Genomic DNA, 26,279 nt, shown 5'->3' with positions numbered 1-26,279 from the left:
TGACCCTCAAAGACTTGGGGCATCCCTGTAATAGTGATGCAGCAGAACCAGTGTCCAATAAGGCCATTGGCAGCAGCAATGAGGGGAGGGCGGCATGGCTGAATTCAAATCTGGCGATTTCGTGGTTCTCACCGGCAGCAGTGCTTTTGCCGGAAAGATCGCTCGCCTGTCTTTTCGTGCCCCCGACAGAGATTTCTGTCTGCCGGACGGTCATGGCCATATTGGCTGTGAGGCCGGAGACTGGGTGCTGGAGTTTGCCCAGAAGGTGCCCGCCTTGATGCGCAGCTGTCGGACTCCCTGCATGACCAAATATCTGTGCAGTCCGCAATCCCAGTTCCGACGGCTGGAGGAGACGGCCGGGCTGGAGCAACTGTTTGGCCCCATGCGACAGAGTTCGCCGGCGTTGACCGCTGATTGATCCGACATTTCCCGGACTTTTTCTCCCAGGCCTGTCTTTGCGCAGGCTTTTTTGCCTTCTGGCCGGAACAGTGGCGCAATCTACCGCAGATGAGCAGAGATTGCCGGGTCATTACAATCGGGGGCTTTCCGTGGCCAAACCGGGACGAAACTCTGGGTGAACAGAGTGCCTATGGGTCACGCTTCAAAAGAACCGGATTCGCGACGATGCGGATCGGGCACTTCCGCCACATGGGTGTGGTGCTCGATAGTGCATTGATACATAAGGAATTTCCATGAGCCTCAAATGCGGCATCGTGGGCCTGCCCAACGTGGGCAAGTCCACTCTTTTCAACGCCCTGACCAAGGCCGGCATCGCCGCCGAGAACTATCCCTTCTGCACGATCGAGCCCAACACCGGCGTGGTGGAAGTGCCCGATCCGCGTCTGGATCAGCTCTCCGAGGTCGTCAAGCCCGAGCGCATCGTTCCCGCTATCGTGGAATTCGTGGACATCGCCGGCCTGGTGGCTGGTGCTTCCAAGGGCGAAGGACTGGGCAACCAGTTCCTGGCCCATATCCGTGAAACCGATGCCATCGTCAACGTGGTGCGCTGCTTTGAAGATCCCAACGTGATTCACGTGGCGGGCAAGGTGGACCCGATTTCCGACATCGAAGTCATCCAGACCGAGCTGTGCCTGGCCGACCTGGCCACGGTGGAAAAGGCTTTGAATCGCTACAGCAAGGCCGCCAAGTCCGGTAACGACAAGGAAGCCGCCAAGCTGGTGGCACTGCTGACTCCCATTCAGGCAGCCCTGAATGAAGGCAAGCCCGCCCGTGTGGTGTCGGTGTCCAAGGAAGATGCGCCCCTGCTCAAGCCTTTCTGCCTGATCACTGCCAAGCCCGCCATGTTTGTGGGCAACGTGTCCGAAGACGGCTTTGAAAACAATCCTTTTCTGGATCGTCTCAAGGAATATGCAGAAGCTCAGGGCGCGCCCGTGGTCGCCATCTGCGCCAAGATCGAGGCCGAGATGGCCGAGATGGAAGACGAAGACCGCGATATGTTCCTGCAGGAGCTGGGTCTGGAAGAGCCTGGCCTGAACCGCCTGATCCGTGCTGGCTTCAAGCTGCTGGGCCTGCAGACCTATTTCACTGCCGGTGAAAAGGAAGTGCGTGCCTGGACTGTGCGTGTCGGCGCTACGGCTCCCCAGGCCGCGGGCGTGATTCACGGTGACTTCGAGCGCGGTTTCATTCGTGCCCAGACCATTGCCTTTGAAGACTTCGTCGCTTTCAAGGGCGAACAAGGTGCCAAGGACGCCGGCAAGATGCGCGCCGAAGGCAAGGAGTACATCGTCAGGGACGGCGATGTGATGAACTTCCTGTTCTCTCCCAAATAAGCACGATTGGCATGCACCCGGCCACATATGGATGCCCATGTGTGCCCAGGTGCTTCCGTCATTAAAGGGCGCATCTGGCAGATGCTTGCGGCGGCATTGTTGAATCAATCAGTGTCGCGACAGCAGTCCAGCCCCGCTATCGAGCACCAACTGGGCGCAGTACAAGGCAGCGCTCAGCTGCCGGCTTTGTGCTGGAGGTGGCGATAGCCGGTATCGGCAAGTGGTGCATCAATCCAGTGAGGGCGGGCTGCTTCTGCTTGCTGAGCCTACCGGACTCAAATTCCCGGGGTGGCGGTACTGCCGCAATTGCAGGCGCAACCCACGGCGATGAGTTGCGGTTGATCGTCACGGCTCTTGGAGTTCATGACGCACAGCCCCCTGCATGTCGCCCCGCCACACCCATCACTCCCCCTAGAGAGAATGCCCGGATGCGCAAGGGCGATGTCTTTGTGCATCGCAATGAGGAGACTGCCGCAGGGATCACCGGCGCAGCTAGGTGGAGACCTGGCTGCATTGCATCAAGCAACTGGTGAGAGGGGGATGTCGCCTAGGCTTGAACTTGACAGCTCAATGAGCTGAACATCAGACTTCAGGGCTTCACTTCGACGACTTGTTCGAAACCCCCAAAGATCATGCGCTTGCCGTCGAAGGGCATGGGCGGGTTGCCGGGGGCGGATGGGTCCATGCGCGGGTCTTCCATCATCTTCTTCATGGCTGCGTCGCGCGTGGCCTTGTCCGGCCATTCGACCCATGAAAAAGCCACTGTCTCCTCGGCCGTGGCCTGAACCGAGCGGCGGAAGTCGGTGACCTTGCCATCGGGGACGTCATCTCCCCAAGCCTCGATCACCCTGATTGCGCCGAGCTCGATGAATATCGGGTCGAGCTTGCGCGCGTGCTCGATGAACTTCTGCTTGTTGGCGGTGGGGACAGCGATCACGAAACCATCGATATATGACATATCTTCACTCCTGCTGAATTGACCGTTAGATGCGGAGCTGGCGCCGCATTCACAATGCCCGCAGGGCCGGTGGCTGCAGTGCTCTCAGCCTGGGCCCCTTGAGCTCGCAGATCACGCTCCAGCAATCCAGGCTGAGCATGGCCTTTCAACATTGTCTGTAGTTACCTGGAACCTGAGCAGCCAATGCGCATGCATCCTGCTCTTCAACTCGATGTCAGTCGAGTGGTTCGCTGGGAATGTAGTGGCAGTTTTCGCGTTGATCGTAATGCAGCTCACCAGCGCAGAAGCTGAAGTTTGTGACAGACAGCTTCTGGCCGTCGGCAAGAGCCGTTGCAGCCTTTGCTGCAGCCAGGGCAAGCAGAAATTGTCGAGCGGCATTGCAACCTTTCGTCATTCTTTCTTAGGTTCATCGAGCATCAGCACCGGTGCCGCCTCCATGACGGATTCAGATCAGGGACTGGCTATGGCTTTGCGTTGTGTCCCGAAAGTCTGCTGCTCGCTGTGTCGGAGTTTTGGTGAATACAACAACTTTGTTGCGACCTGTCGTCTTGGCCTTGTATAACGCCTCATCGGCCGAACGGATCACCGAGGCTACATCTGCATCGTGTTCTGGCTCCCATGCCGCACAACCGATGCTGACTGTGATGTAGCCGAATTCGCTTCCTGAGTGCTCGATAGAGAGTTGCGAAACGGCGGCGCGGATGTTTTCCGCAATGCATGACGCGCCCTCTAGAGATGTATCCGGCAAAACAACGATGAACTCCTCACCTCCATAACGAGCTGCGATATCTCCTGGCCTGCGAATACTGTCACCAATGCATTTGGCTATGGTTGCGATGACGTCATCCCCAGCTTGGTGTCCGTATGTGTCGTTGTAGACCTTGAACCTGTCAATGTCGACGAATAGCAATGAAAAAATACTATGGTTTCGTCTTGCCCGGTGCCATTCCTGATCCAGCATTTCGTCGAGTCTGCGGCGGTTGTTCAAGCCCGTCAGCCCATCGGTACGAGCTAGCAAGGCCAACTCCGACTCGGCGCGTATTCGTCGCTTGAGCTGTGTCACGAAAGCAAAGGACAAGCCGATAAAGGCTGCTGTGAGCACCCCCATCAGACAGGCAATGATCAGTGCACGTTGTCGCCAAGCCGTGAAAATATCGGAGTGCGCTTTCGCGACCATGATAATGAACGGCAAGCTCGGAAGATTCTTGAAATAGTACAGGCGATGAGTGCCATCAAGGTAGGAGATATCTGAAAAGCTGCCCTCAGGCTCAGCAGTGAACCGCTTGAATGTGCTTGCGTTTCGTATATTGCGTCCTATGACCTTGGCATCAAAGGGTTGGCGCATCATCATCGCGCCATCTTTTCTTATCAATGCAAGCGATCCATTCTCACCCAGCGACAGCCCGGAAAATAGTTTTCTGAAATATTCAAGCTGGACATCGATCAGCACTATGCCTGCGAAAGAGCCGTCTGCATGAGAAAGCCGACGGCTCAGGGGAATGCTCAAGGCGCCGCCATGCAGCGGTGATGCGTATGGGTCTCCTACATAGAGCCCCTTGCCGGAATTTTCTCGATGCACGGTGAAGAAATCATGGCCGGAGAAGTTGACATTGCCTGGCTTGACTTTTCGTGCATCGATGGCAATGTTTCCCTCGGTATCCAAGACCAGAATTGATCCCAAATAGGATGCAGTCGCAGCTTTGTCGAACAAGGCAACTTCGCGCAGGTGCGGCGATGCCGCCATCACTTCGGGATCGTTCAATCCATCAATCACGGCCTGCAATGACAGCGCATAGAGTTCGAGATTTCGAACCACATCATTTTCGGCGAGAAGAGCCACATTACGCGATGTTTCCACCGCGTGCTTCATTGTGTCCAGCCGACTTTGATAAAGAGCTGCCGCACAGATCGCCGCCATCGAGAGCGCAATTGCTCCAGCCACGAAGAGCATTGCATAGGAAATGCTGGAGAAGTGACTGCGATCAATAGCAAACCAATGAGTTGATTTCATATTGTCTAAGCACCTGCACTGGTGATACCGAACTTGTAAAGATTGTGCTTGAATAAGTCAGCACAGCGCTTTCTTCACATTTCACAACAGTCTGCTTTGATGGCCCTTGGGGATTTCGGCCATAGACGGTTTTTGATCGCAGGCGCGAACTTCACTACACCTCGATTCGCCGACAGTGCTGAGCGCTTGCTTTACGAGGAAATCTAGCCTCTTGTCGAAAATAGCTTTTGCACCAGAGGATGTAGCACCTTCCTGCTTGCACCAATTGCGAAGAAGTGTTCCTCCACACCCTCGCAATCGCCCAAACGCTTCACCTCATATCGGGTCGTCAAGTCTTCGTGAACCAAGCTGGCCATTGGAAAGACACCCATGCCAGCTGCTCCAAACGTCTTGAGCAATGCACTGTCCTCGAACTCGCCTATGACATGCGGTTTGATGGACTCTCGTTCAAACCACTGATCAAGCCTTGCGCGCACTGCTGCATGGGCCGTTGGCAGAAGCACGGGGACTTTGGCCAGAGACTGCGGAAAGTCTTGCCGAGCTGCTGCAAACAAGGATGCAGGTGCATACCAGGCCAATGGGGATGAGCCCAGAGAGTGGCTATAGACCTTGAGGTTGGGATTTGGAGGAGCGGCACGGTCGGCCAGAACGACATCAAGTCGATGCAAAGCCAGGTCACCCAGCAAATCCTCGAATTCGTCAACCAAGCACAAAAGTCGAAGATGGGGTTCCTGCATCACAGGTTGCATCAGGCTTCGTACCGCCAGTTCGGGCAACTCGTCGGCGATGCCGACGATCAAACGCATGGTCGGCATGCCCACTGCGTCACGCACTACCGCAGGCAACTGCTCCCCTAGCTGGAAGATTTGCTCTGCCTGCCGCATGGCGGCAAGTCCTGCGTCTGTCAGGACAACGCCTCGCCCTGCAGGTTTGAGCAGTGCATAGCCCAGTGACCGCTCCAGCTCACGAACTTGGGTGCTAACAGTTTGTACAGCCATGCCCAGGCGCTCGGCAGCACGGGCCATGCCTCCTTCTTTGGCGACAACCCAAAAATAGTAAAGGTGCCTGTAACTGAAGCCAGGGCTCATTGTTCGGCTTTTCGGAGCTATTGCTTCCAAATTATCTGCTTTTATTAAATTGCTGCATCGCTATTGTTGGTGTTGTCCAGGGCCAGGAGAAGTGCTCGGCGGAGAACCTTCGAATCAGAAGGCGCAAGCGGTCTTTGAACGAGGATCCACTCAGGTGAGTCACTGCACCAAGCAGCTCACCTCAAAGGAGAAGCACCATGCTGAGAGTTCTTGTCCCGTCAGACGGATCAGCCAATTCGTTGTTTGCAATACGTCACGTGATCGACGAGTTCAGGAAGAGCGAAGATCTGGAGATTCATCTCCTGAACGTGCAGCCGCCATTCTCGAAACTCATCACCGATTACTCAAGCAGGAGTGACCGGATGGAGTTTCATCATGAGCAGACGGAGTCGGCGCTCTTGACCACTCGGCAAATGCTGGATGCCGCCGGGATTCCATATGCTGTCCACTCGGAAGTCGGCAACAAGGTTGACTGCATTGTGGATGTCGCGCGCAGGCTTCATTGCGACCTGATTGTCATGAGCACGGCGCGAAAGAGTTCCTTGGTGCGTCTTATCGAGAATTCAGTGACGAATCAGGTGCTGGAGCGAACCAGCGTGCCTGTAGAGGTGATCCCGGGCGAGCCTGCCTCGAAGCTGGAGCGCATTGGTATTCCAGCGGGAGTCGGTGCCGGAGCGGGCATTGTGGCTCTATGGATGGCTTCCAGTTAAGAGCTCGACAGCGACGTTGAGAGCCGCTCGCACTGCCCTCGCTACGCCGTTGTTTCGCCTTGTCTCTGCGGTTGGCCGGGGCATGTCAGCGGCCCATGGTGCAAGCAGTATCTCAAGGCAAAGAAGCAAACGCTTGGGGCCATTTCATGCACAACATCGAAACCTTGGCAACCGGCCCGATGTGGATCGGCTTCATTGTCTTTGTGCTCATCATGCTGGGCCTGGATCTATTTGTCCTCGGAGGAAACAAGGCTCACCGCGTGTCGGCCAAGGAAGCTGCAAGCTGGACTGCCACCTGGGTGGCTCTTGCCACCACATTCGGCGCGTTGTTGTGGTGGTATTTGGACGCTACCGCAGGTCGTGAAATTGCCAATCGCAAGGCACTTGAATTCTTTACCGGCTACCTCATCGAGCAGGCATTGTCGGTAGACAACATGTTCGTCTTCGTGATGATCTTTACCTACTTCGCTGTCCCGCCAGAGTTGCAGCGACGCGTGCTGCTGTATGGGGTTCTTGGAGCGATCGTGATGCGGGCAGCAATGATTCTTGGCGGAATCTGGCTCGTTTCCGAGTTTGAGTGGGTGCTCTACGTTTTTGGGCTGCTGCTCGTGGTCACGGGCGGCAAGATGTTGATCATGGCTGAGCAAAAGCCCGATCTGGAAAAGAATCCACTGCTACGCTGGTTGCGCTGCCACATGCGTATAGCGCCAGGCTTTCACGGCCAGTCGTTTTTCGTACGCATCGATGGATTGCTTCATGCAACACCGATGTTCTTGGTGCTACTGATGATTGAGGCGAGTGACCTGGTCTTTGCCGTGGATAGTATTCCGGCCATCTTCGCTGTCACCACCGACCCATTTATCGTTTTTACATCCAATATCTTCGCGATACTGGGTTTGAGGGCGCTGTACTTCCTGCTGGCGGACATGGCCGAACGCTTCCATCTGCTCAAGTACGGCCTTGCTCTGGTATTGATCTATATCGGAGGCAAGATGCTGATGATGCCCTGGTTTCATATGCCCGTGCATTGGTCGCTACTCATTGTTGGCTCGATTGTCCTGATTTCCGTGCTGCTTAGCGTGAAGCTCTCAGGCCGAAAATCTTCAAGGAGTGTTCTATGAGCGATGCAGCGATGCCTGCACTCATGCCTGCGCCTGATCTCGAGCGGCGCGATAGCCTTGGCAGGCTGATTTCATTGACGTGGAAAGGCAAGTGCAGTTGTGCAAATACCGGTGGCGAACGTTGGCTGGTGGCAGTGGACGGCTCTGCATGCTCTTCGCGTGCTGTTGCCGTTGGTGCCCGTTTGGTGGCAATGGGGCAAGGCAGCATGCTTGACCTCGTGAATGTGCAGCCCTGGTTGAGCAAAGAGGCTGCGGAGACCGAGTTGGGTCGATACGGCTGGGCAGCCACGGCCCGGGCGCGTCGAGCGCTCGCAGAATCAGCTACCCTTGTCCCCTGGCATCTTCATGTCGTCATGGGTGATGATGCAATCGCTATCGTGGGTTTGGCTGAATCTCTTGGCTGCTTCGGTATTTGCATCGGCTCCCACGGGCTAACGGCAACAGAAGCCGTACTGCTCGGGTCTGTGACTTGCAAAGTCTTGCGTTTGGCACGGATGCCGGTTTTGATCGTGCGTTGAGTCCATATCTACATGGAGTTGGCCGAGGCAACAGACTGTCTGCATTCGCGACGAGCTGACGCATTCAGCCAACCGGCGATGCTTGACTGGTGAAAGTGGATACCAAGCAGGCATCGGCAATCGAATTCTTGCGGATTGGTTGCGGCAGTGAATGCTTGGCCTGTGCAGTCTTCCCGTGGCCGGATCTGACGGGTTGGGGGCAACGGCTGGTTTGGGGGGCACGTTGGCTGCATGAGGAGCAGCCTGCGTCAAGGCGTCAAAGTCACTTGCTCAAGTTCAGCCCGAGCGGTCCGCAAATGCTCATGACCGATCGCTCTTGGTCGTGAGAGGCTATCCCCGATTGAATTGGTTGAAGAGTCCGGCCAGGGTAGTCTTTATGTCCGCAAAATAGACAGAAGCACTGTCAATGCCCATGCAAGACCGCCTTCGCCTTCTTTTTCTGGCAAATGCCACCATCCTGATCACGCATCAAATTGACGCAGCCTACTGGCATGAATGGGAGCTGTTCCTCATTCCTGGCGGCAATCAAATCAACCTGCTCCTCAATATTCCAATCATTGGATTGGTCATGTACTCGCACAGCCGGGTTGTCGCCAACCTGAAAACCGGCTTGCCTTACTACAAGCTCTTGGCCTGTCTCGGCCTTTTAACCGTAGGCATTCACGCGTTTTTCTTCTTCCAAGGCAGCGAGTCGTTCATTCAGCCCATGTCGATTGCGTTGATGCTGGCAACATTCATTCTGTCGATATGGCAACTGGTGGCTCTGCGTCGTCTAGAAAATTTGCCTTAGTTGGTGACCGCCTGGTCCCGGTCTGTGCCGGCAGTCAGCCTGTGTCGACGGTGGCTCCATGGGTGGCCAATGACAGTCAATCAGATGGATTCATGCCTGCAAGTGCGCACAGCGAGGTTCAGTGCTAGCAGTTGCCTTTCTTGGCTTGCCCAGGTGGGCACCCATGAGGGTGGGGTTTTCTGTATCCGTCGTCGTAGTAGCCGTTCGGATACACGACACAGCCGCTGAGCAGCAAAGCTGTGGCGACCAGCGCTAGCACTTTTTTCATAGAAATCCTTTCGATCTGACGCATGTCACCGTGAGCTGCAGGGAGGCCCTGAGAATGATCGGGAGGATCTCGGTGACGTCACTATTTCTTTTGCCCAGGGCCTGGAACTGGCGGTCGCGATTAATGCTGGCAACAGCGTCGTTCGGCCTCAAAGGGCTAGTCGTTCTGTCCCAGGACGATCAGGACTGCACCGCTGAGGAGCAGCAGGACTGCCAAAGCTATCCAAAGCTCAAGGTTTGCGATGCTGCCCTGGGCATCCAGAGCAAATCCTGCCGCACAAGAAAGTGCTGCACTGATCACTAGCAGTGTTCCCAATTTGCTGCGCAGCATGGCTTTTGTCTGTACTTCTCTATCAATGATTGCTCGATGGCAGCAATGCAGGCTTGGTATCCGAGCCTTCATGGACCCCATACCTGGATCACCTCAGCCATGTCCTATTTTCGGCGATGGCTGTGGCATATGGAGGCAGGTTTCAATGGCATTGTTACCGAAGGTAGAGCATGATTGGATCTGCTCAGAGATTGGCTCGAATGCGGGGTCTACGAGTCGTAACACTGTATCCAAGGGTACTCCTAGCATTGCGCTGTCTTTATTTTCAAAAAGGTAAGGTATGAGCAACTTGCATGGATTCCGATCTGCCAAGGCCTTGTGCTGGACGGGTTTGGGTTTGATTGCTGCCGGCCTGGCAGCATGTGGCGGCGGTGGTGGTGGCGATAGCACCCCACAGCAAGGCACGCTCAAGCTGGCCATGACCGACGCTCCGGCGTGTGGCTATGACCATGTCTATGTCACTGTCACCAAAATCCGCGTGCATCAGAGCGCCACGGCAGGTACCACCGATTCTGGCTGGAGCGAGTTGACGATTCCTGCCCAGCGCATTGACCTGCTCGGTTTGACCAATGGTGTACTGCAAGAGTTGGGCTCGCTTCCGCTACCAGCCGGCAACTACCAGCAGGTCCGATTGGTGCTGGCTGACAATCCTTCCAACCCGACATCTGCCAATCCGTTGGCCAATGCACTGGTGCTGTCGGGTTCGACCAACGAGATCGCGCTGACCACTCCCAGCGGCCAACAAAGCGGCTTCAAGCTGAAGGCCAACTTCAATGTCACCGGCGGTCAGGTCGCCGATATGGTTCTGGACTTCGATGCCTGCAAGTCCATTGTCAAGGCAGGTAACTCCGGCAACTACAACCTCAAACCCGTGGTGGCCGTCATCAAGCGGTTGACTACAGCAATTGTGGGCTATGTGGATCCCGCTCTGGCCTCCAGCGTCGTGGTGTCCACACGTGACCCGGACAACAATTTGCGCGCCACCGTGCCCAACGCCACCACAGGCAAGTTCGTATTGGCCTACCTGCCGGAGAACACCAACTACACCGTCGTCGTTGCAGGCCAGAACCTGACCACCGCCGCAGTGACTGGCGTTCCTGTCTCTATCGCTGCTGGCACTACCACGCTCAACGCATCGACGGCCCCCATTCCACTGCCTGCATCTGCTTCGGCGACTGTTGCGGGCAAGGTGACAAACACATCCAATACGCCTTTGACCGATGCTGATGTGAATGCCCAGCAGGTGCTGAGTGCAGGTCAGAGGCTTGATGTTGCATGGACTTTGGTTGATCCCGCCAATGCAAACTACAGCCTGAATCTGCCATTGCTGGCGCCCAACAAGGCACCTTACGTCGCAAGCGGGCCTTTGGTTTTCACTGCAGACACCGCTGCCGCTGGCAAGTACAACATCTTGGGTAGCGCTGCCGGCTACACCACTCAGACCACTGCGCCAGCAGTGACGCTGACAACCGCCAACAGTGTGACCACCAAGGATCTGGTTCTGGCGCCTTGAGGAAAAACTGGGCAATGGGTCGGAATGCTGCTCGTGGCATTCCGTATCCATGCCCAGATCGTGCTGTCGCCTGCTTCCCAAAATGAAAGCCTGGCCTTTCAGGCCGCTTTCATTGCATCCATCGGAGATCACCGGGGTTGCAATCGCAGTGTGAAGCGCCGGGAGTTCCAGCAAATCACGAGCACGCTGGATGCACCAGCACTTCAGGAGGGTGAACCGATCGCTCTGGCGAGATCCCTGGCTCAATCGGTCTCCTCGTTACCCGAGCCGCTCATGAGGGTGCATCATCGCCACCGCAGCATGAAACACCCGGATGAGCTGTCCGGTATTTGCATCAAGCAGTATTTGGGCCTGCATTGCCTGCCAGGGCAGGGGGCGGTTCAATTAGCTCAGGCGTATACCCCGCATCCTGGATGGCCTCTGCAAACTCGGCGTCAGATGCGGTTCCCGAGATACGCACGGTTCGCTCCTTGAGCTCAAACTCGATGCAGGCCTTGTCATCCATGGCCACAATTGATCGTTTGATGCGCCCCGCGCAGCCACCGCATGTCATGTCGGTCACACGAAAAGCAGTCATTGCATGCTCCTTTCAAGGTTGTGAGTCAAGTCTCAACCCTGACATCATGAGAATGTCAAATGCCTTGTATCTACGATGCTGACCGGGGGCGATGGCATCTGCCAACCTGTTCCTGATGCGCTTGCCCTGCGCGAGGGGGCACGCCAGCGGCTCCGCCGAGAGCACGCTGGGTGTGCAACCTGGATTTACTTGTGCGCCTTCTGCGGATCATCTGCCGGGTCGACGTAGTTCAGGTCGAATGGGCCTTCCCCGTGGATCTGGATCACTGTTGGAACCTTGAACATGGCGAAGTGATTGGCCTTGGCCGGAATCGAACCGAAGCTGCCGGCTTTTTGGACTTTGAGTGCCTTCGAGTCCCACTTGTCGCCCATCCCGATCATGACCGTGCCCGAAATGACGGTCACGTTCTCGGCTTGACTGTGCCAATGCGGCAAGACGCGATAGCCGGAGGGCACGGACAGACGCACCACATAGGGGCCGGGTTGATTGGGATCACCTAGGAGTACCGCGAACTTGGCTCCTTTGGCGAGAACCGGAGGCGGTGCTCCCCACTCGACACCTTCGGTGCCGTGGATGGCCCAGGATGCCATAGGAATCACTGCCAGCGCGACGAGGCTGGCCGAACGAGCGAACGAAAAATGAGACATCAGAGTCTCCTTGCGCGCGACCTATACACATCGCCGCTGACATCGCACGCGTCATCAGGGACGAGCCTCCTGAATTGGGCTGTGATGATCCGCCATACGCACTTCACAGATGTTGACAGGAGGTATCAAAGCCTATTGCAGGCAGATTGGGTTTACAAGCCATGCCAATGCTAAAGCTAATGTCTGTGTGCGCAGCTCATGGTAGCTGCCGGTTCTCGACAACCTGGAGCCAAAAGGTGCCAGGGAGGCACGTTTGCCAAGCTCAAGGTTGCAGAACCTGCAATTTGCTCCGGTATGCGGCGTCACAGGTTCCGATATGGAGTGAGGCCATGGAGTCAGCAGATCGCAGAGTCGATTGACAACAAAGGCTGGTTTTGCGGCTGTCGCATATCGACACAATGCAGTCATGTGCCAGGAGACGGCTTTGCCGCGATTGGAGCTGCTCATGGTCACGTTGCGGCCTGTCAGTCATCGTTTCACAGCGCTCAGCTGAGCCCCGGCTCCGGGGGCTGTGCAGTCACGAGCGGTCGTCGCATACAGCAAGTGATTCACGGCAAAGTCCGCGGTCAGGGCTCATGCAAAAGAGCTGAAGGCCTATTGCCGCGCATTCAGCCTCGATGTTCAGCGGTTTTGGCACTCCGACCATATGAACCGAGCCTGTTGACTACGCTGATGCTTCGGACTTGAGGCTTCAGCCATTGTCATAATCCGTGCTGTGCCGAAATAGTTCCGCCCAGGGCGACGTGGTTACGCTGAGCCTTCAGTAACTTCACAGCTTGTGCCTTCAAACCACATGTCCAATACACCTTCACGCTCCAATCTCGCTTCACCACAAGTGAAGCTGCGCATGCGTGTTATGGCCGGTGACATCATTGCCATCGGCCCTGGGAAAATCGAACTCCTGGAGACCATTAACGAAACCAAATCCATTGCTGCGGCAGCCAAATCCCTGGGCATGTCCTACCGTCGGGCCTGGTTGCTGGTCGATGGCATCAATCATGCGCTGAATAGGCCGGCGGTGATCACATCGACGGGCGGCTCTCATGGAGGTGGTACGGAGCTCACTGAAACGGGGCATCTGGTGATTGCTCTGTATAGGCGTATCGAGCAACATGCTCTTCGGGCATGTCAAGCCGATCTGGACAAGCTGGTCGCCTTGGTCCATAGCAGCTAGGTAGGCTGACGGCACAGGCACTTGCACGCAGTGGCGTAGTGCAAAGAATCTCTCATGGCATTGAGCTTCGTGCTGCGGCTCAAGTACGAGTTTCATCGCTTGACGCTCATCGCCTCCCCGTCACCACGAGGGCAGGGCGCTGAAGGCATCGCATCAATTCCGTCAGAAACGCTGGCCTGCTTCTCGCAAACCATGAGCAAGCAGTGCTGCCCAATTCTCACCCACCATATTCAGTGGGTGGCTCATCTCTTCGTAATATATACTTAAATATAACGAAGGCTGGCATGGCAGACTTCGTCTAGTTGGCGCGCAGCGGCTCCTCCTGCTTCCATCTGCCACTGTCTCCCGAACTCTTGTGCTTATGTGAATTGAGACCTATATGGGAAGCGAAAAGCTCAACGTTGAAGAGCGGCTGCAAGTGCTGGAAATACTGTTGGAGGAGTCAATCTGGGGGCTCCATCTCGAGCGGCCAGAGCACCGCAAGGCCATCGCGTCTGCTCTGTATACCCGCCTTGAAGTGGCCAACCTGCACCAGGCGTACTCACCGGGCGTGACTGCTGCTTTGTATGAACAGGCGGATGCGCTGTCCGAACTGGACAACACGCCTGATCCGCTCAAACCCATGCTGCGTCCCTTGGTTCGATATTCAGGGGCTGCAGACTGAACGTCCCATCTTCCCCTCAAAGATTTGCGCAAGCAGGCGCGGCTTTGCAAGGACAGACATCGATTTAAGAAGGTGTGCGCTCTATGTGCAAAGACATGACGAACACGGCTCGCCCAGATCACCGCTCATAAGCTGGTTCGAATAATCAATGCCTTGTTCGTACTTCGCGACGATCATGTTTAGTAGAGGGCTTTAGTGAAGCAAGATCACATTTCCTACCTGTTGGCCCTCCATCGGGAGCAGGACTGGGCGGCAGCAGCAATTGCATGTCAAATCTCTCAAGCGCAGCTGAAGAAAGCTGTGGCAGAAGCCGAACGCGAGTACGGCTGTTCCCTGGTGAAAACCGGGACAGTCTTTCGGGGGGTCACGACTGAAGGCGAGAAGGTCGTTGTCTGGGCCCAAGGCTTGTCGGAGGCCATTTCCACCCTCAAGCATGTATTTGCGGTTTCGAACAGCAGAAAGGCGATTGCCCCTCTTCTGGATCGACGCTCCGTCTCACCGAAGCGACTTGAGGCTCCGGGAGCGGACAGCCAGGAGATCGACCTGATGATCGAGGCGGCGTTGAGCGCACCAGATCATGGTGGTCTACATCCTTGGCGTGTGCTGGTGTTTCCCGCGGATTCTCGAGCGCGGCTGGCAGATTTATTCGAACAGGAGAAATTGCGCCGCGACCCTCTAGCCTCCACTGAGGACCTCAGGCGTGCGCGTGAGCACGCCACACGCAGCCCGACTTTGCTCGCTTTCATCATGTCGCCCAAGCTGCGCATGCGGGTGCCGGAGCGTGAACAATGGCTGGCAGCCGGCTCAGCACTGGGCAACCTGCTGAATGCCGCGCATCAACTCGGCTTTGGTGCCATCATGCTCAGCGGAGAGCGCTGCTTCGACGTTTTACTTTGTGCTGAACTGGGGATAGAGTCCACCGAGTATCTGGCCGGATTCATCAGCCTTGGCAGCATCACGGCAGCGCCGCCGCAGCGAAAGCCCGCCATGCTCGATACTGTGAGAGCCTTCTGGCATTCCGGTGAGCCGAGTGTTGAGACTCCTGCGAAAAGCCAAGTCTGCCTTGATTCGGCGGCCAGCAATGCAATCTCCGAATCACAGGTTCCCCGCTAAGTTATGCGACATCTTCGCCAGACGCAGGCGGCATGCTTTCTGCAGGCAAGCTGCGAGCGCTGCTCTTGTCTGGCCAAGTTTGAGCAAGGAGATGACCGGCATGCTTGAGCGGGTCACGGGCAGCGAGGCCCGAAGGCTGGCGTCAAGTCTTCACTTCGACGGACGGCTCGAAGCCCCAAAAGATCATGCGTTTGCCAGGTAGGAGTGCTGCCGACGTTTCGATTCGATGGTGCCGCTGCATATCTGTCCAGAGGCTGAGGTTTGCGGCCGCAAGCTTCTGACCCAAAGCCGCGGCTGTGCTCGACCGACGTCGCATGAAAAATCAAAGAGTCAGGTTTTGGGGAGCAGTCAAACCATTCCAACTTCTGTGATCGTCGATTCCCGTACGCTGCTGCTCATCCGGGCACGATGCAGCAGCTCGATTGCGACGAGCAAGGGCTGCTTTGCAACACTCACTCTCAGACAAGAAATGCCTTGCTGGCAGTCGCTTGACGGTGGCCTAGAGCGACCGGCCAGGATTGCGGGAGGCTTCGGCAATTCTCTGGCGTGTGCCTTCGTCGAGGATTTTGCGCATCAATGAAAACAGAGGTTCGGCGCTGGTGTGCTTCTGACCGTAGGTCAGATTGAACCCGTAGTCGAAGTCGGCCGGGTTGGCTCCCTGGTTGTGCTGAAGAATGGTCTCCAGCTTGTCCAGTGCCTTCACGGCTTTGGCTTCGGGCGATGCGGCATCCTCATACTCCTGCCAAAGCGCAAGGATCTCGGCTTGGTGCGACTTATCGAGCGAGCGTGTGAGATGCAGCAGATCGGCCTTTTCCTGCTCGCTTTTGTCAGGATGCTGGTCTTTCTCGATGGCAGGAATGTCTCCGTGAATCGCTTCGCCCAAATCATGCACAAGGCACATTTTCAGCAGCTTGAGCATGTCCATGCCGGCCAGTTCGTCCTCGAATGTCATCGCCATCAGGCACAGACGCCAGGTATGTTCGGCGGTGCTCTCCGTCCTGCCTGTCGATGTGTGCGCGCTTCGGAGCACGCTCTTGAGCTTTTCCGCTTCTTGCAGAAAGGCCAGACGGCCCTTGATCTTGTCGATATCCATGCCCGATTCTATAAAGACCCATATGTTCTCGGTCGTCGCATGCTGAAAAGCCAGGGAGGCAAGGAGACGAGCATTCGCCCTATGCACTCTGCCGGATGTACGCAGCGCAGAGCACACAGGCTGGTTCGGCCGCGAACTGCAAGGTCTGCCGGCCGCAGTCTCGGATGCCCGGATGTCTTGATCCGTCCGAGGTGATCCTGGAATTCATTGACCGCTCAAGCGCTTGCCAAATGACACAGCATAGGCCTGGGAGCGAAAGCGGAGCACGGGATCATTGGTCGGCGCAATGCCGTCGGCCATGACCATCGGGTCAAAGTTGATCGACTCACACATGGATGCTTTTTGGGACGAAGCACTGGTGATCGTCAATGTACCGGCCTTGAACTCGGGCCGCTGTGCGGGCCAGGGCTGCGTAGGGTCGTCCTGTGGATCGCCAGGCTGCCCTATAGTCACCAGCATGTCCCAGCGAGCCGGCTTTTGCGCCGTGCTGTCGATCAAGGCTTTCTCCAGGAAGTCGGCATCTGCCGTCTTCAATGCTTCGTTGCTCAGAGACTTCTCACCCTCCTGCGGCACGAAGCGCCAGCGCACCAGCGTCACCTTGTCTTGTGCGTTGATGAACTTGAAGGTGTGAATTCCAAAGAATGCGCTGTGGGTGTAGCTATCCGGCGGGTTGTGGCTGGCCAAATATTGCGCCTGGGCATGATTGTCGGGATGGGAAGCCTTGAATGCGCTGAGCGTTTCCGGATCTGGCTTGCCGGTGGCGGGATCCGGGCGCTGGGCCAAAGTCAGATCCAGGAAAGTTCTGGGGCTGGATGCACCGAACATGGGGGTGTTCAACATGGACATCTGCTGCAACTGCCCCTGCGGGAGCTTGAATTGCAGCGCCATGCCACGCGCGCTCCTGGCGGCATCAGGGACCTTGGGATTGCCACCTGCCAGAGAGAAGCGGGCGATTACCGGAACGACTTTGCCTGTGAACAAGATGGAGCGCGAGTAGCCGGCCGCCTCAGAGGTGCCGACGAATTCGCCGATCGCGCAGCTTCCTTTGATGTGATTGCGGCGCTGTCCCTGGTGCACGCCAAAGGTACCCTCCAGAGCCTGGATCACCTCGGGTGCCGTCACTTCAGGTTCTGCAGCCTGGAGGAACACCGGGAGCAGCGCCATGATGCAAGCCGCTGTGAGCTTTATTTTTCTGCGGTTCATTGTTTCTTCCTTTCAATGCTCGGACCTTGGACTCTTAGGGTCGGGCTGTGTGCCAGGCGTTGTTGAGAAAGCCATCTCCCGTCTTGTCTCCTGGCTTGGCATCTTTGGACCAGTAGTAGAGCGGACGGCCTTTGTAAGCCCATTGTTTGTCGCCGCTGTCGCGAATCACGACGCTCCAGTCGCCACTAGCAGCGCTGCCTGAGGCCACCATCAACGGAGGCCAGTTCGTGGCGCAGACGCCGTTGCACACGCTTTTTCCGGAACCTGCGGCATCCTTGTCGAAGACATAGAGCGTCATCTGATTGGGGTCAGCGAGCACACCATTGATGGCGGAGGCTGGCATCTGTGCCTGGGTCCCGGATGTCATGGCACAGGCCGCCAGCAGCACCGAGTTCAGGGCGGCAAGGAAAACGAAGCGGGTCATGGAGTCTCCTTTTGGTTGACTTGCTGTAAACAGTTCAACGAAGCGGTTTATTCCATGCAGAGCTGTAACTACGCGGTTTTCAATCTCTATTGATGTCAACGATGCCGGCCATACGTAGCTCAGGCCGCGTCACCCAATAGTCATGTCTCTGGGGCCGGTCTCTGCGGCTCGCGGTTGTCGATGAAAATCAGTGCGCAGCCAGGCCAAGCGGCTTATGGAAGAGCTGCATCGCCTCAAAAGCGATACATGTCTGCACCACTGTTGTCGGGTAGTCATTGATTGCGAAGCAGATGGCAGCCCGAACAATCCGCCTTTACCCGGTCAAGCCTGAAACGCTCGCCCAACCAGGCGTTTCTGATGCCGTCGTCTAAGCGAGCCCAGTTGCTGGCCGGCCAGTCAGTCTTCCCAGGCATGGGTGCTGCAGCTTTGTTCAGCTGTGAATCCTCGACAGTCTTGTCGTTCAAGAAGAGGGACTGTGAACCCTCGAGAAACAGGCTGGAAGCCTATGGTCTTGGCTGTGCTGCAACTGCTCTGAAGCATGGAGAATCCTCCAGGGACCACATGGGCAAGGACAAGATGAGCAAGGACGCCATGGATAAGGAAGGAATGTCGAAAGGCGCCATGGGCAAATAGCAAGCAAGGCAGCGGCAATAGCCATCTCGACGTCTTGTCGCTCCCGACGCCCCACCATGCTCGATTTTTGTAGATTGAGCTGCAGGTACTGCATCCGCAGCTGACACCGCATCAAGCTCATTTTGTTCCTGCAATCACAACGCGCGGACCACCCAGTCCGGGCCGCCCTGGCAGGGCTGGGCTGTCACGACGCGGCCGGAAGACGAGCCGTGCTGTCCTGAAAGATAGCCAGCTCGTTCATGCGCTGGAGGGCTGGAGTCCGAAGTTCGAGGGCCGGCATCTGTACTAGCCGTAGCAGGTGCCAATCATCACCGGCATTCTTACTGGTGATTCAGGCGATCAGGGCTGTAGCCGCACATCAATCCAGGCGGCCACGTCAGCATGTCCTGAGCATGGTCATACGGCGATGTCGCAACTTACCTTGCGCCTCCAGGAAGCCTGAATGATGGCCGCGCATTTGCCAAGCAATTCAAGGCGCTCATTCGGGGGAGCAAGCCGATGCACCGTTTTTGCAGCAGAAAGCAGCGACAGGACTCGCCACTTATGGCAGCTGTTGAACCTCCATGGTTCTGGATAAATCGGGCACAGTTCGCTGCAGTGTCAATGAAGATGCGAATCAGAGATCTCGGCGAATGAGTGCGCCCTTGAAAAGCACCGGGCCAGTCGGCCCCGTTGAGCTGGGGACGCCGCCTTTCGGCTCCAGGCTGATGGCCAGGGCCGGGATTGCGTTCACATCGCTCTCCTGAGCAGTGAGCTGCTCAAGCTTTCCATCACCCATGACGCCCAAAGAACGCGGAGCGCCTTGCTGGGGCAAGGCCCACAGTTGCAAAGACTGGTTGTCCGCTTCTTTAAAGCCGCTCACACGCTGCAACACCAATTGCCTATGTCGAGGATCGAACGTCACCAGCATGGATGCATTGGCCTTGCCGTCGGCCAGCACCGCCACATACTGAATCTGGGGAGCAGCCTGCAGTGCAGCCTGTGTCATCTGGAGCTGAGCTTGCAGCGCAGACAGTTGTTGCTGTGAGGCGTCTTCGAGCCCCCGCTGAAACCAAAGTCCCACCGAGACAGCCGCCACAGTGGCCAATCCGCCTGCCAGGGCCAGCCCGCGCCACCAAGCGAGTGATGGCACTGGCGGCTTCGATACAGCAGCTTCATGTTGGCGAGCCAGTCTGATGCTGGCATTTTCGGCTTGCAGCAAATTGACTATGCGTGTCCAGACCACTGCATCGGGCTGTATTGGAGTCTGAACCTCGGAGAAGGCCGACCAGCGACCTTGCCACAGCAATGCTGCCGCCCGTACCTGCGGATATTCACGTGCCAGTTGCTCAAAGCGTCGGCGTGCCCCCCCGTGCAAGGTTCCCAATGAATAGGAGGCAGCCAGGCGGTCGAGCAATTCGGGGTTTCGAGTCAGATTCATGATGTGGACTCCTGACGCTCAGACATGGCGGGCCATGCATTTGCGCAGTTGCTCCAGGCTGCGGCGCATCCATGTCTTGACGGTGCCCAGCGGCAGCTTCAGGCAGCTGGCCAGCTCGCTATGACTTAAATCCCTCAGATAGGCCAAGCTCACCACTTGGCGCTGGGGCTGCGCCAGTTGCTGCAGGCACTGATGCAATGCCGCGGCTTGTTCGCTAGCCTCAATCAGCTGCATGGGCGCATGCGCATCCTTGTCCTGCAACAGCTCTTCCACGCTCTCGATCGGGACATTGAGATGCAGGCGCTCGGCCCTGCGCCTACGCAAAAAGTCCAAAGCCCGGCTGCGCACCAGCATGCCCATCCAGGCCAGAGGCGGGCTGAGCGAGTCTCGGTAGGTCTCCGCACTGCGCCAGATGCCCAGAAAGCTCTCTTGCAACACATCCTCGGCCCACTCTTTGTTGGCGACGATGCGCAGAGCCAGCCCATACAGCCGCGAGGCGGTCAGGTCGTACAGCAGCTTGAGAGCACGCTCATCCCGGGTTGCGACGCGGTCGAGTAAGTCCATCAATTCGTTGTCCGATGTTTTGGCGCTCATGCAGCCATTGTGAAGAGAAGCGCCTCTTTAATGCGGCGCTGTTGGATAACTGCCAAGGCGTCTTGCCGACCTTGCCTATTTACCTATACGCAGCATCTCGGCTGCCGGATGTGGGCAACGCATGAATTGGCTCAGAAATATTTTCAAAAACTTGAATCCACCGATCCACAGGCTGCGTATTCCAAGAGTCGGACATCGAAATTGCCCGACACAGCTCCACAGCCAACTAGGAGTCATCATGAAGATCAATCTGTTTGAAGGCCATCCCTCACTCATGGCATCGCGACGCGGATTTCTGGGTACTACCGGCACTTTGTCAGCGGTGGCCGTCGCCATGCTGGCAGGCCGCGAAGCCCTGGCTCAAGGCATGGGCAATGACCCAGCCAAGGATGTATCCATCCTCAATGTGGCCCTGGGGCTGGAGCATGAAGCTATCAATGCATACCAACTGGGAGCCGGTAGCGGTCTGCTGCAAAAGCCCGTGCTGGATGTCGCCCTGCTGTTCCAAAGCCATCACAAGGCCCACCGTGACGCCCTGATTGCAAGCATTCAGAAACTGGGGGGCAAACCGGTAGCCGAGGCCTCGATGCAGACCTATGCCGAATCGCTGAAGGCTGCAACCCTGAAAAGCCAGGCTGATGTACTGGCTCTCGCCGCAAGACTGGAGCTTGGGGCGGCCAACGCCTACCTGGGCGTCATTCCCGCCTTTGAGAGCCGCGATCTGGCCAAGGTCGCGGGACGTCTGGCGGCTGATGAAACCATGCATTACACAGCACTGAACTCGGCTCTTGGTCGTCCGCTGCCTGGCAACGCCTTGACGTTTGGCGGCTGACAAGCCGCAGCCCCGAGTACCGGGCAAGTCCGCCCAGTGCATTTCTCACCTTGTTTGAGGGAATTATCATGACGCACCGACACACACTTTCGCTGACCGCTCTGTGCCTATCCGCGCTTGGCCTGAGCGCTTGCGCATCCATGGGCTCGCACTCCATGTATTCACAAGCCGAACTTCCGGCTTCCGTGCAGGTGCCCGCGGGACACAAAGTGGTCATGGAGACCGTGGGTATCGGCCAGATCACCTATGAGTGCCGAGCCAAAAAGGACATGGCAACCGAGCACGAATGGGTGTTTGTAGGCCCCGATGCCAAGCTGCAAACGCGAAGCGGTATGGTCATCGGCAAATACTGGGGGCCGCCAGCGACTTGGGAGAATAACGACGGCTCCAAGGTCACTGCCGCGCAGCTTGCCGTGGCTCCTGCCGGAGCGGGCAATATCCCTTTGCAACTGGTCAAGGCCAATCCTGCCACCGGCATGGGAGCCATGCAGGGGGTGACCTATATCCAGCGTGTGGCAACCAAGGGGGGCGTCGCGCCGAGCATGGCCTGCGGAACCGCGAATCTAGGCAGCACGCAGATCGTGCAGTATCAGGCCGACTATATTTTCTGGAAAGCAGCCTGACAGAGAGTCCAGTGGCGCGCCTTCCCTGTCAGAGGCCGGGACGTTGCGCCTTTTTTCAGCCTGGTGCACGAGGTGCTTTTGCTTGGATGGGCATCCCCACGCAGGCCAGGTGGCACGAGCGTGCTCATGGATCTCGTGGCTCAATCGCCCTGGGTAACCAGAGCCTCGATTCCGGCACTTTGCATGGACTCGCCGGCGGCAATGGCCTGCTAGGCTTGATTTCGGCAATCACGATGCGTGCGCTCGACTCATGCCGGAGCCACTGCCGGACACCAGAACTGTCTTGTCCTTGAAGTCGGCCAACGTGCTTTCTTTCCATTGATGCTTGCTTCTAGGAATCATGGAAATGGCTGCGGTACGCCGCTGAGGCGGCTGCCTTTTCCGGTTTTGCCGCTAGGCGGCTTCGGCAATGCAATACCGGCTGGTAAGGGACAGCCCCGTGTACCCATTGCGGTCGGCCCGAGGCTGACAGCTGCCATCTGATTGCAGTTTGAGCTACTGATGTCCCTGACCATGGGTGATGCGCGGGGGGGGGCGGGCGTGGGCAGCTCAGCCCGCGGGAAAAGCCCGGAAATTTCCGGTTTATGACCTGGTGGCTGCACCGCTGAGGGCAGCTCGGCGTGGACAAGCTGAGATGCTGTGTTTTTGGTATACGCAAGTGACGCAAAGTAACGAATAATGAGCCTTCACGACTGCAAGCGCGCTCGAGGTTCAAACATGATTCGTGCCAATGCCATCGCAAAGCGAACGATCACCGGCCAGTTGCTGGAGATCGCCATGGCTCAGTCCTTTTGCGCAGTGATGATTACCGATGCCAGATTGGATGGAGAGGGGGCTGTCATCGAGTACTGCAATGCGGCCATGTGCGAGATGACCGGATACACCGAAGCAGAGCTTCTGGGCCGCTCGCCGCGCATGTTGCAGGGGCCGTTGACGGATCAACTGGTGTTGCTGCGTTTGCATGAGTCTCTGGAGCAAGGCCTGCCATTTCAGGGCAGTGTGGTGAACTACCGCAAGGACGGCAGCACCTACCACGTGGAGTGGAATATTTCCCCCGTGCGTGATGAGAAGGGCGTCATTCGGCATTTTGTGGCGGTGCAGCGCGATATTTCGGAGCGTGTGCGGGCCGAGCAGGAGCGCGCGCTGCTCGCCAGGGCATTGAATGCGGCCAATGACGGCATCTTGATCACGGATCGCGACTCCACCATCGTCTTTGTCAACCAGGCTTTTGAAGCTCTCACGGGCTATAGCGCGGCGGAACTGCTGGGCCAACCCACCGAGATGCTGCGCTCGGGCCTGCATGAGCCGGAGTTCTATGCCCAGTTGCAGGAAGCATTGAGTCTTGGCCACAATTTTCGCGCCACCTTCATCAACCGTCACAAAAGCGGCGGCGTGTACTACGCCGAGCAGAGCATTGCAGCTCTGCGCGACGAGTCAGGGCAGATCAGCCACTATGTAGGGGCATCCAAGGACATCAGTCGCATGGTGCAGCGAGAGATGGAGTTGCGCGAGCGCGCAAACCGCGACAAGCTGACGGGCTTGCTCAACCGCCATGCAGGCGAGACCGAGCTCAAGCGCAACCAGCTCCAGGCTCAGAACCAGCTGCGACCTTATGGCGTGATATTGGGCGATATCGATCTTTTCAAGCAGGTCAACGACCGCTTTGGTCATGTCGCCGGAGATCGCGTGCTCAAGATGGTGGCACATGTGCTTTCCGGCAAGGTTCGTCGCTATGACCATGCAGTGCGCTGGGGCGGAGAGGAGTTCCTGATCGTCCTCTCGGATGCCAGCCTCAGTGTGGCCGCGGGCCTGGCAGAGCGCATTCGCTGTGCCGTGGCGGAATGCGCCGATCCCGAGGTCGGGCGTTTCACCATTTCTCTAGGGGTCGGGCTCTGGGAGCCGGGCGAAACCGAGGACGATCTGCTCAAGCGCGCAGATGCGGCGCTCTACAGGGCCAAGCATAGGGGGCGCAATCAGGTGGCCATCGCCACGGGGTCGATGAACATGCCTTTGGTGCAAGCGCCCGAGTTGCTCTCGCAGGGCGATTCCTTGACCTTTTCGGGGAAGAGTCCGGATAAGCCGTGGACAGGGGCTGCCTCACCGTAGAATTTGCTCTTCCTCCCTGTCCTCGTCTTCATAGCTTTTGAGTGGTTTGAACAATTCCGAACTGCATTCCGTGCAGGCCGATCTGGTGGCAGTGCTGGTTGCCGTCACGGGTGGCCAGCCCCGTATCCTGACCACCGGGTCCGGGCAAGCCTTGCCTGCCGGGCCTTTTACCAGCAACCACCGCTCGCTGCAGGCCAGCTTGCGTGCCTGGGTGGAGAAGCAAACCCACCATCCTCTGGGCTTTGTGGAGCAGCTCTACACCTTCGCAGACCGGGAGCGCTCGCAGCAGCTGGGCATGCATGTCATCTCCATCAGCTATCTGGCGCTGATTCAGGAACTGGATGAGGTCGGTGCCGCACAGCCGGGCTGGCAGGACTGGTACCGCTACTTTCCCTGGGAGGACTGGCGCGACGGGATGCCCGGCGTGATTGCCGAACGCATTGCGCCAGCGCTGCATGCCTGGAGCGAAGCTGCTTCAGATAGTGTAGCTAGAAGCGCACGCTGGCAAAGAGCTTCAATGACTTTTGGCCTGGATGAGCACGAATGGAACGAGGAGCTTGTTCTGCAGCGCTACGAGCTGCTGTTTGAGGCAGGTGTGGTGCCCGAAGCCTGGGGCGAGGATGATGAGGCACGCGCGGCCGAATTGCTGCCCGGTGCCGCCATGAGTAATGATCACCGCCGCATTCTGGCTACCGGCATGGCCCGTTTGCGCGCCAAGATCAAATATCGGCCCGTGGTGTTTGAACTGATGCCCGAGGAATTCTCGCTGCTGCAGTTGCAACAGACGGTGGAGGCGTTGGCGGGGCGCGGCTTGCACAAGCAGAACTTCCGGCGCCTGATCGAGCAGCAGGCGCTGGTTGAGGAAACAGGCCAGATGACGGCCGTAGGTGCGGGCCGCCCGGCCAAGCTGTTCCGCTTCCGACGCAATGTAATGCTGGAGCGCGCCATTGCTGGCAACAAGCTGCCGCTGGCAAGAAGTCATTAGCCCCTGAACTACTCTTGGGATGGAGGACTGTTTTAACTGCGGGAGCGGCTTGACTTAAATAATGCTCAGACTTAGCATAAGTCCGTTTGCGTAAGGCCTGAAAGCGATCTGGAAGTCTTTGCGTTTTTTATTGAACCAAAAATACTCAAAATGAGCATTAATAAAGTTGCAGCCTTGCCCGTCCCACCCCTGCCCGATGTAATGCTGGAGCCGCTGGTACGCATGGCCTTGCTGGAAGATCTGGGACGCGCCGCAGACTTGACCACCGACACCATTGTTCCTGCCGATGCGATGGGCGAGTTGCGTCTGGTGGCCAGGCAGGATGGCATCTTGGCCGGCCTTGATCTGGCACGTCTGGCCTTTGTGCTGATGGATGCTCGCATGGAGTTTGACGTCCGCTGCGCAGACGGCACGCTGCTGCAGCCAGGCATGGAGATCGCCCGCATTCGTGGCAAAAGCCGAGCCATTCTCACGGCCGAGCGTACGGCGCTCAACTACCTTTGCCATCTCAGCGGCGTGGCCAGCGCCACGCATTCGATTGCCGAGGCCATCAAGCCCTTCGGCACCCGAGTGACCTGTACGCGCAAGACCATGCCGGGCCTGCGAGCCTTGCAGAAGTACGCCGTGCGTGTCGGTGGCGGCAGCAACCACCGTTTTGGCCTGGACGACGCCGTACTCATCAAGGACAACCATATTGCACTGGCCGGCGATGTCGCCACGGCTGTGGGGCGTGCTCGTGCCGGCGTGGGACATATGGTCAAGATCGAGCTGGAAGTGGATACGCTGGCCCAGCTGGATGTTGCGCTGCAACTGGGCGTGGATGTAGTGCTGCTGGACAATATGGGCCTGGATGATTTGCGCACTGCGGTCGGTATGTGCAAGGGCCGGGCCATCACCGAAGCCTCGGGGCGTATTACCCCCGAAACCGCAGCTGCCGTGGCCGCCACGGGCGTGGATCAGATTGCCGTGGGCTGGCTCACGCACAGTGCGCGCGTGCTCGATATAGGTCTGGACGCTTGATGGCCTACCTCCTGAGCGGCTTTGCCGCTTCCCTCCATGGGAGAGGGGCAGCCTCGCTTCGCAGCGGCGCTTGC

Annotated in this window: 26 protein-coding genes; 15 read left to right on the top strand and 11 right to left on the bottom strand. The window is 57.4% G+C overall.

The genetic code is table 11. The features are described 5' to 3' along the window. The first annotated feature begins 94 nt into the window (after window positions 1-94). Together MPZ60_RS21220 and ychF are read left to right on the top strand one after the other, a co-directional pair. A complete protein-coding gene (locus MPZ60_RS21220; protein WP_034357767.1) occupies window positions 95-418 on the top strand; it encodes a hypothetical protein in 324 nt (107 codons plus the stop codon). A 274-nt stretch (window positions 419-692) separates the two neighbouring features. Then, complete coding sequence (gene ychF, locus MPZ60_RS21215) at window positions 693-1,790, top strand: redox-regulated ATPase YchF (protein ID WP_003071057.1); 1,098 nt, start codon at window positions 693-695, stop codon at window positions 1,788-1,790. A gap of 589 nt (window positions 1,791-2,379) precedes the next feature. Here ychF and MPZ60_RS21210 read toward each other — a convergent pair. From MPZ60_RS21210 to MPZ60_RS21200, 3 genes are all read right to left on the bottom strand, one after another. Beyond that, on the bottom strand, window positions 2,380-2,748 hold the full coding sequence (locus MPZ60_RS21210) for a DUF1428 domain-containing protein (protein ID WP_003071059.1): 369 nt from the start codon (window positions 2,746-2,748) through the stop codon (window positions 2,380-2,382). A gap of 445 nt (window positions 2,749-3,193) precedes the next feature. Then, on the bottom strand, window positions 3,194-4,759 hold the full coding sequence (locus tag MPZ60_RS21205) for a sensor domain-containing diguanylate cyclase (protein WP_034357763.1): 1,566 nt from the start codon (window positions 4,757-4,759) through the stop codon (window positions 3,194-3,196). Between the two features lie 203 nt (window positions 4,760-4,962). Further along, on the bottom strand, window positions 4,963-5,847 hold the full coding sequence (locus tag MPZ60_RS21200; RefSeq protein WP_034357761.1) for a LysR family transcriptional regulator: 885 nt from the start codon (window positions 5,845-5,847) through the stop codon (window positions 4,963-4,965). 197 nt (window positions 5,848-6,044) lie between these two features. Between MPZ60_RS21200 and MPZ60_RS21195 the strand changes: the two genes are divergently transcribed. From MPZ60_RS21195 to MPZ60_RS21180, 4 genes are all read left to right on the top strand, one after another. After that, window positions 6,045-6,557, top strand: coding sequence for a universal stress protein (locus tag MPZ60_RS21195; protein WP_034357759.1), 513 nt, complete (start codon window positions 6,045-6,047; stop codon window positions 6,555-6,557). Between the two features lie 146 nt (window positions 6,558-6,703). Further along, a complete protein-coding gene (locus MPZ60_RS21190; RefSeq protein ID WP_034357758.1) occupies window positions 6,704-7,678 on the top strand; it encodes a TerC family protein in 975 nt (324 codons plus the stop codon). Continuing rightward, window positions 7,675-8,196 (top strand): universal stress protein, encoded by a 522-nt coding sequence (locus tag MPZ60_RS21185; RefSeq protein WP_034357756.1) that lies wholly within the window; start codon window positions 7,675-7,677, stop codon window positions 8,194-8,196. Before MPZ60_RS21190 ends, MPZ60_RS21185 begins: the two co-directional genes overlap by 4 nt. A gap of 406 nt (window positions 8,197-8,602) precedes the next feature. Further along, complete coding sequence (locus tag MPZ60_RS21180; RefSeq protein ID WP_034357754.1) at window positions 8,603-8,986, top strand: DUF6713 family protein; 384 nt, start codon at window positions 8,603-8,605, stop codon at window positions 8,984-8,986. A 424-nt stretch (window positions 8,987-9,410) separates the two neighbouring features. Here MPZ60_RS21180 and MPZ60_RS21175 read toward each other — a convergent pair whose 3' ends face one another. Continuing rightward, entirely contained in the window at window positions 9,411-9,584 is a 174-nt protein-coding gene (locus MPZ60_RS21175) for a hypothetical protein (RefSeq protein WP_169749760.1), read from the bottom strand. A 280-nt stretch (window positions 9,585-9,864) separates the two neighbouring features. Here MPZ60_RS21175 and MPZ60_RS21170 point away from each other — a divergent pair, with 280 nt between their 5' ends. Beyond that, entirely contained in the window at window positions 9,865-11,097 is a 1,233-nt protein-coding gene (locus MPZ60_RS21170) for a DUF4382 domain-containing protein (RefSeq protein WP_034357752.1), read from the top strand. A 334-nt stretch (window positions 11,098-11,431) separates the two neighbouring features. Here MPZ60_RS21170 and MPZ60_RS21165 read toward each other — a convergent pair whose 3' ends face one another. Together MPZ60_RS21165 and MPZ60_RS21160 are read right to left on the bottom strand one after the other, a co-directional pair. Then, window positions 11,432-11,674 (bottom strand): heavy-metal-associated domain-containing protein, encoded by a 243-nt coding sequence (locus tag MPZ60_RS21165; RefSeq protein WP_034357749.1) that lies wholly within the window; start codon window positions 11,672-11,674, stop codon window positions 11,432-11,434. 185 nt (window positions 11,675-11,859) lie between these two features. Further along, entirely contained in the window at window positions 11,860-12,321 is a 462-nt protein-coding gene (locus MPZ60_RS21160; RefSeq protein ID WP_034357747.1) for a cupin domain-containing protein, read from the bottom strand. Window positions 12,322-13,177: 856 nt separating this feature from the next. Between MPZ60_RS21160 and MPZ60_RS21155 the strand changes: the two genes are divergently transcribed. The 3 genes from MPZ60_RS21155 (at window position 13,178) to MPZ60_RS21145 (ending at window position 15,272) form a co-directional block, all read left to right on the top strand. Further along, the gene (locus tag MPZ60_RS21155) at window positions 13,178-13,495 is read left to right on the top strand and encodes a winged helix-turn-helix domain-containing protein (RefSeq protein WP_187771837.1); all 318 of its coding nucleotides are present in this window, start codon (window positions 13,178-13,180) and stop codon (window positions 13,493-13,495) included. 379 nt (window positions 13,496-13,874) lie between these two features. After that, a complete protein-coding gene (locus tag MPZ60_RS21150; RefSeq protein WP_012839761.1) occupies window positions 13,875-14,159 on the top strand; it encodes a hypothetical protein in 285 nt (94 codons plus the stop codon). 195 nt (window positions 14,160-14,354) lie between these two features. Then, window positions 14,355-15,272, top strand: a complete 918-nt coding sequence (locus tag MPZ60_RS21145) for a nitroreductase family protein (RefSeq protein ID WP_034357742.1) — start codon at window positions 14,355-14,357, stop codon at window positions 15,270-15,272. Between the two features lie 499 nt (window positions 15,273-15,771). Here the strand turns inward: MPZ60_RS21145 and MPZ60_RS21140 are convergent, their stop codons facing one another. From MPZ60_RS21140 to MPZ60_RS21120, 5 genes are all read right to left on the bottom strand, one after another. After that, window positions 15,772-16,365 carry an HD domain-containing protein gene (locus tag MPZ60_RS21140; protein ID WP_034357740.1) on the bottom strand — a complete coding sequence of 198 codons (594 nt, stop codon included), beginning with the start codon at window positions 16,363-16,365 and terminating at the stop codon, window positions 15,772-15,774. A gap of 204 nt (window positions 16,366-16,569) precedes the next feature. Further along, window positions 16,570-17,529 carry a catalase family peroxidase gene (locus tag MPZ60_RS21135; RefSeq protein WP_242608123.1) on the bottom strand — a complete coding sequence of 320 codons (960 nt, stop codon included), beginning with the start codon at window positions 17,527-17,529 and terminating at the stop codon, window positions 16,570-16,572. A 73-nt stretch (window positions 17,530-17,602) separates the two neighbouring features. Beyond that, window positions 17,603-17,992 (bottom strand): hypothetical protein, encoded by a 390-nt coding sequence (locus MPZ60_RS21130; protein WP_034357739.1) that lies wholly within the window; start codon window positions 17,990-17,992, stop codon window positions 17,603-17,605. A gap of 1,249 nt (window positions 17,993-19,241) precedes the next feature. Continuing rightward, window positions 19,242-20,045 carry an anti-sigma factor domain-containing protein gene (locus tag MPZ60_RS21125; RefSeq protein WP_034357735.1) on the bottom strand — a complete coding sequence of 268 codons (804 nt, stop codon included), beginning with the start codon at window positions 20,043-20,045 and terminating at the stop codon, window positions 19,242-19,244. Between the two features lie 18 nt (window positions 20,046-20,063). After that, the gene (locus MPZ60_RS21120; protein ID WP_034384920.1) at window positions 20,064-20,639 is read right to left on the bottom strand and encodes an RNA polymerase sigma factor; all 576 of its coding nucleotides are present in this window, start codon (window positions 20,637-20,639) and stop codon (window positions 20,064-20,066) included. A 238-nt stretch (window positions 20,640-20,877) separates the two neighbouring features. On the opposite strand from MPZ60_RS21120, the gene MPZ60_RS21115 reads away from it, so the two are divergent. The 5 genes from MPZ60_RS21115 to nadC all read left to right on the top strand — a co-directional run bounded on the left by MPZ60_RS21115 (window position 20,878) and on the right by nadC (window position 26,205). Continuing rightward, entirely contained in the window at window positions 20,878-21,471 is a 594-nt protein-coding gene (locus MPZ60_RS21115; protein WP_034353973.1) for a ferritin-like domain-containing protein, read from the top strand. 68 nt (window positions 21,472-21,539) lie between these two features. Beyond that, a complete protein-coding gene (locus MPZ60_RS21110; RefSeq protein ID WP_052057589.1) occupies window positions 21,540-22,094 on the top strand; it encodes a DUF3455 domain-containing protein in 555 nt (184 codons plus the stop codon). 717 nt (window positions 22,095-22,811) lie between these two features. After that, window positions 22,812-24,200 carry a sensor domain-containing diguanylate cyclase gene (locus MPZ60_RS21105; RefSeq protein WP_034353968.1) on the top strand — a complete coding sequence of 463 codons (1,389 nt, stop codon included), beginning with the start codon at window positions 22,812-22,814 and terminating at the stop codon, window positions 24,198-24,200. Window positions 24,201-24,246: 46 nt separating this feature from the next. Next, window positions 24,247-25,185 (top strand): membrane protein, encoded by a 939-nt coding sequence (locus tag MPZ60_RS21100; protein WP_034353966.1) that lies wholly within the window; start codon window positions 24,247-24,249, stop codon window positions 25,183-25,185. Between the two features lie 150 nt (window positions 25,186-25,335). Next, complete coding sequence (gene nadC / locus MPZ60_RS21095; RefSeq protein ID WP_034353963.1) at window positions 25,336-26,205, top strand: carboxylating nicotinate-nucleotide diphosphorylase; 870 nt, start codon at window positions 25,336-25,338, stop codon at window positions 26,203-26,205. Window positions 26,206-26,279 lie beyond the last annotated feature (74 nt).

It is taken from the genome of Comamonas sp. 7D-2 (genome assembly GCF_022749555.1).
GTDB lineage: Bacteria > Pseudomonadota > Gammaproteobacteria > Burkholderiales > Burkholderiaceae_C > Comamonas > Comamonas thiooxydans.
Note: the sequence above shows the minus strand (reverse complement) of the source record. Positions and strands in the feature narration are given on the sequence as shown.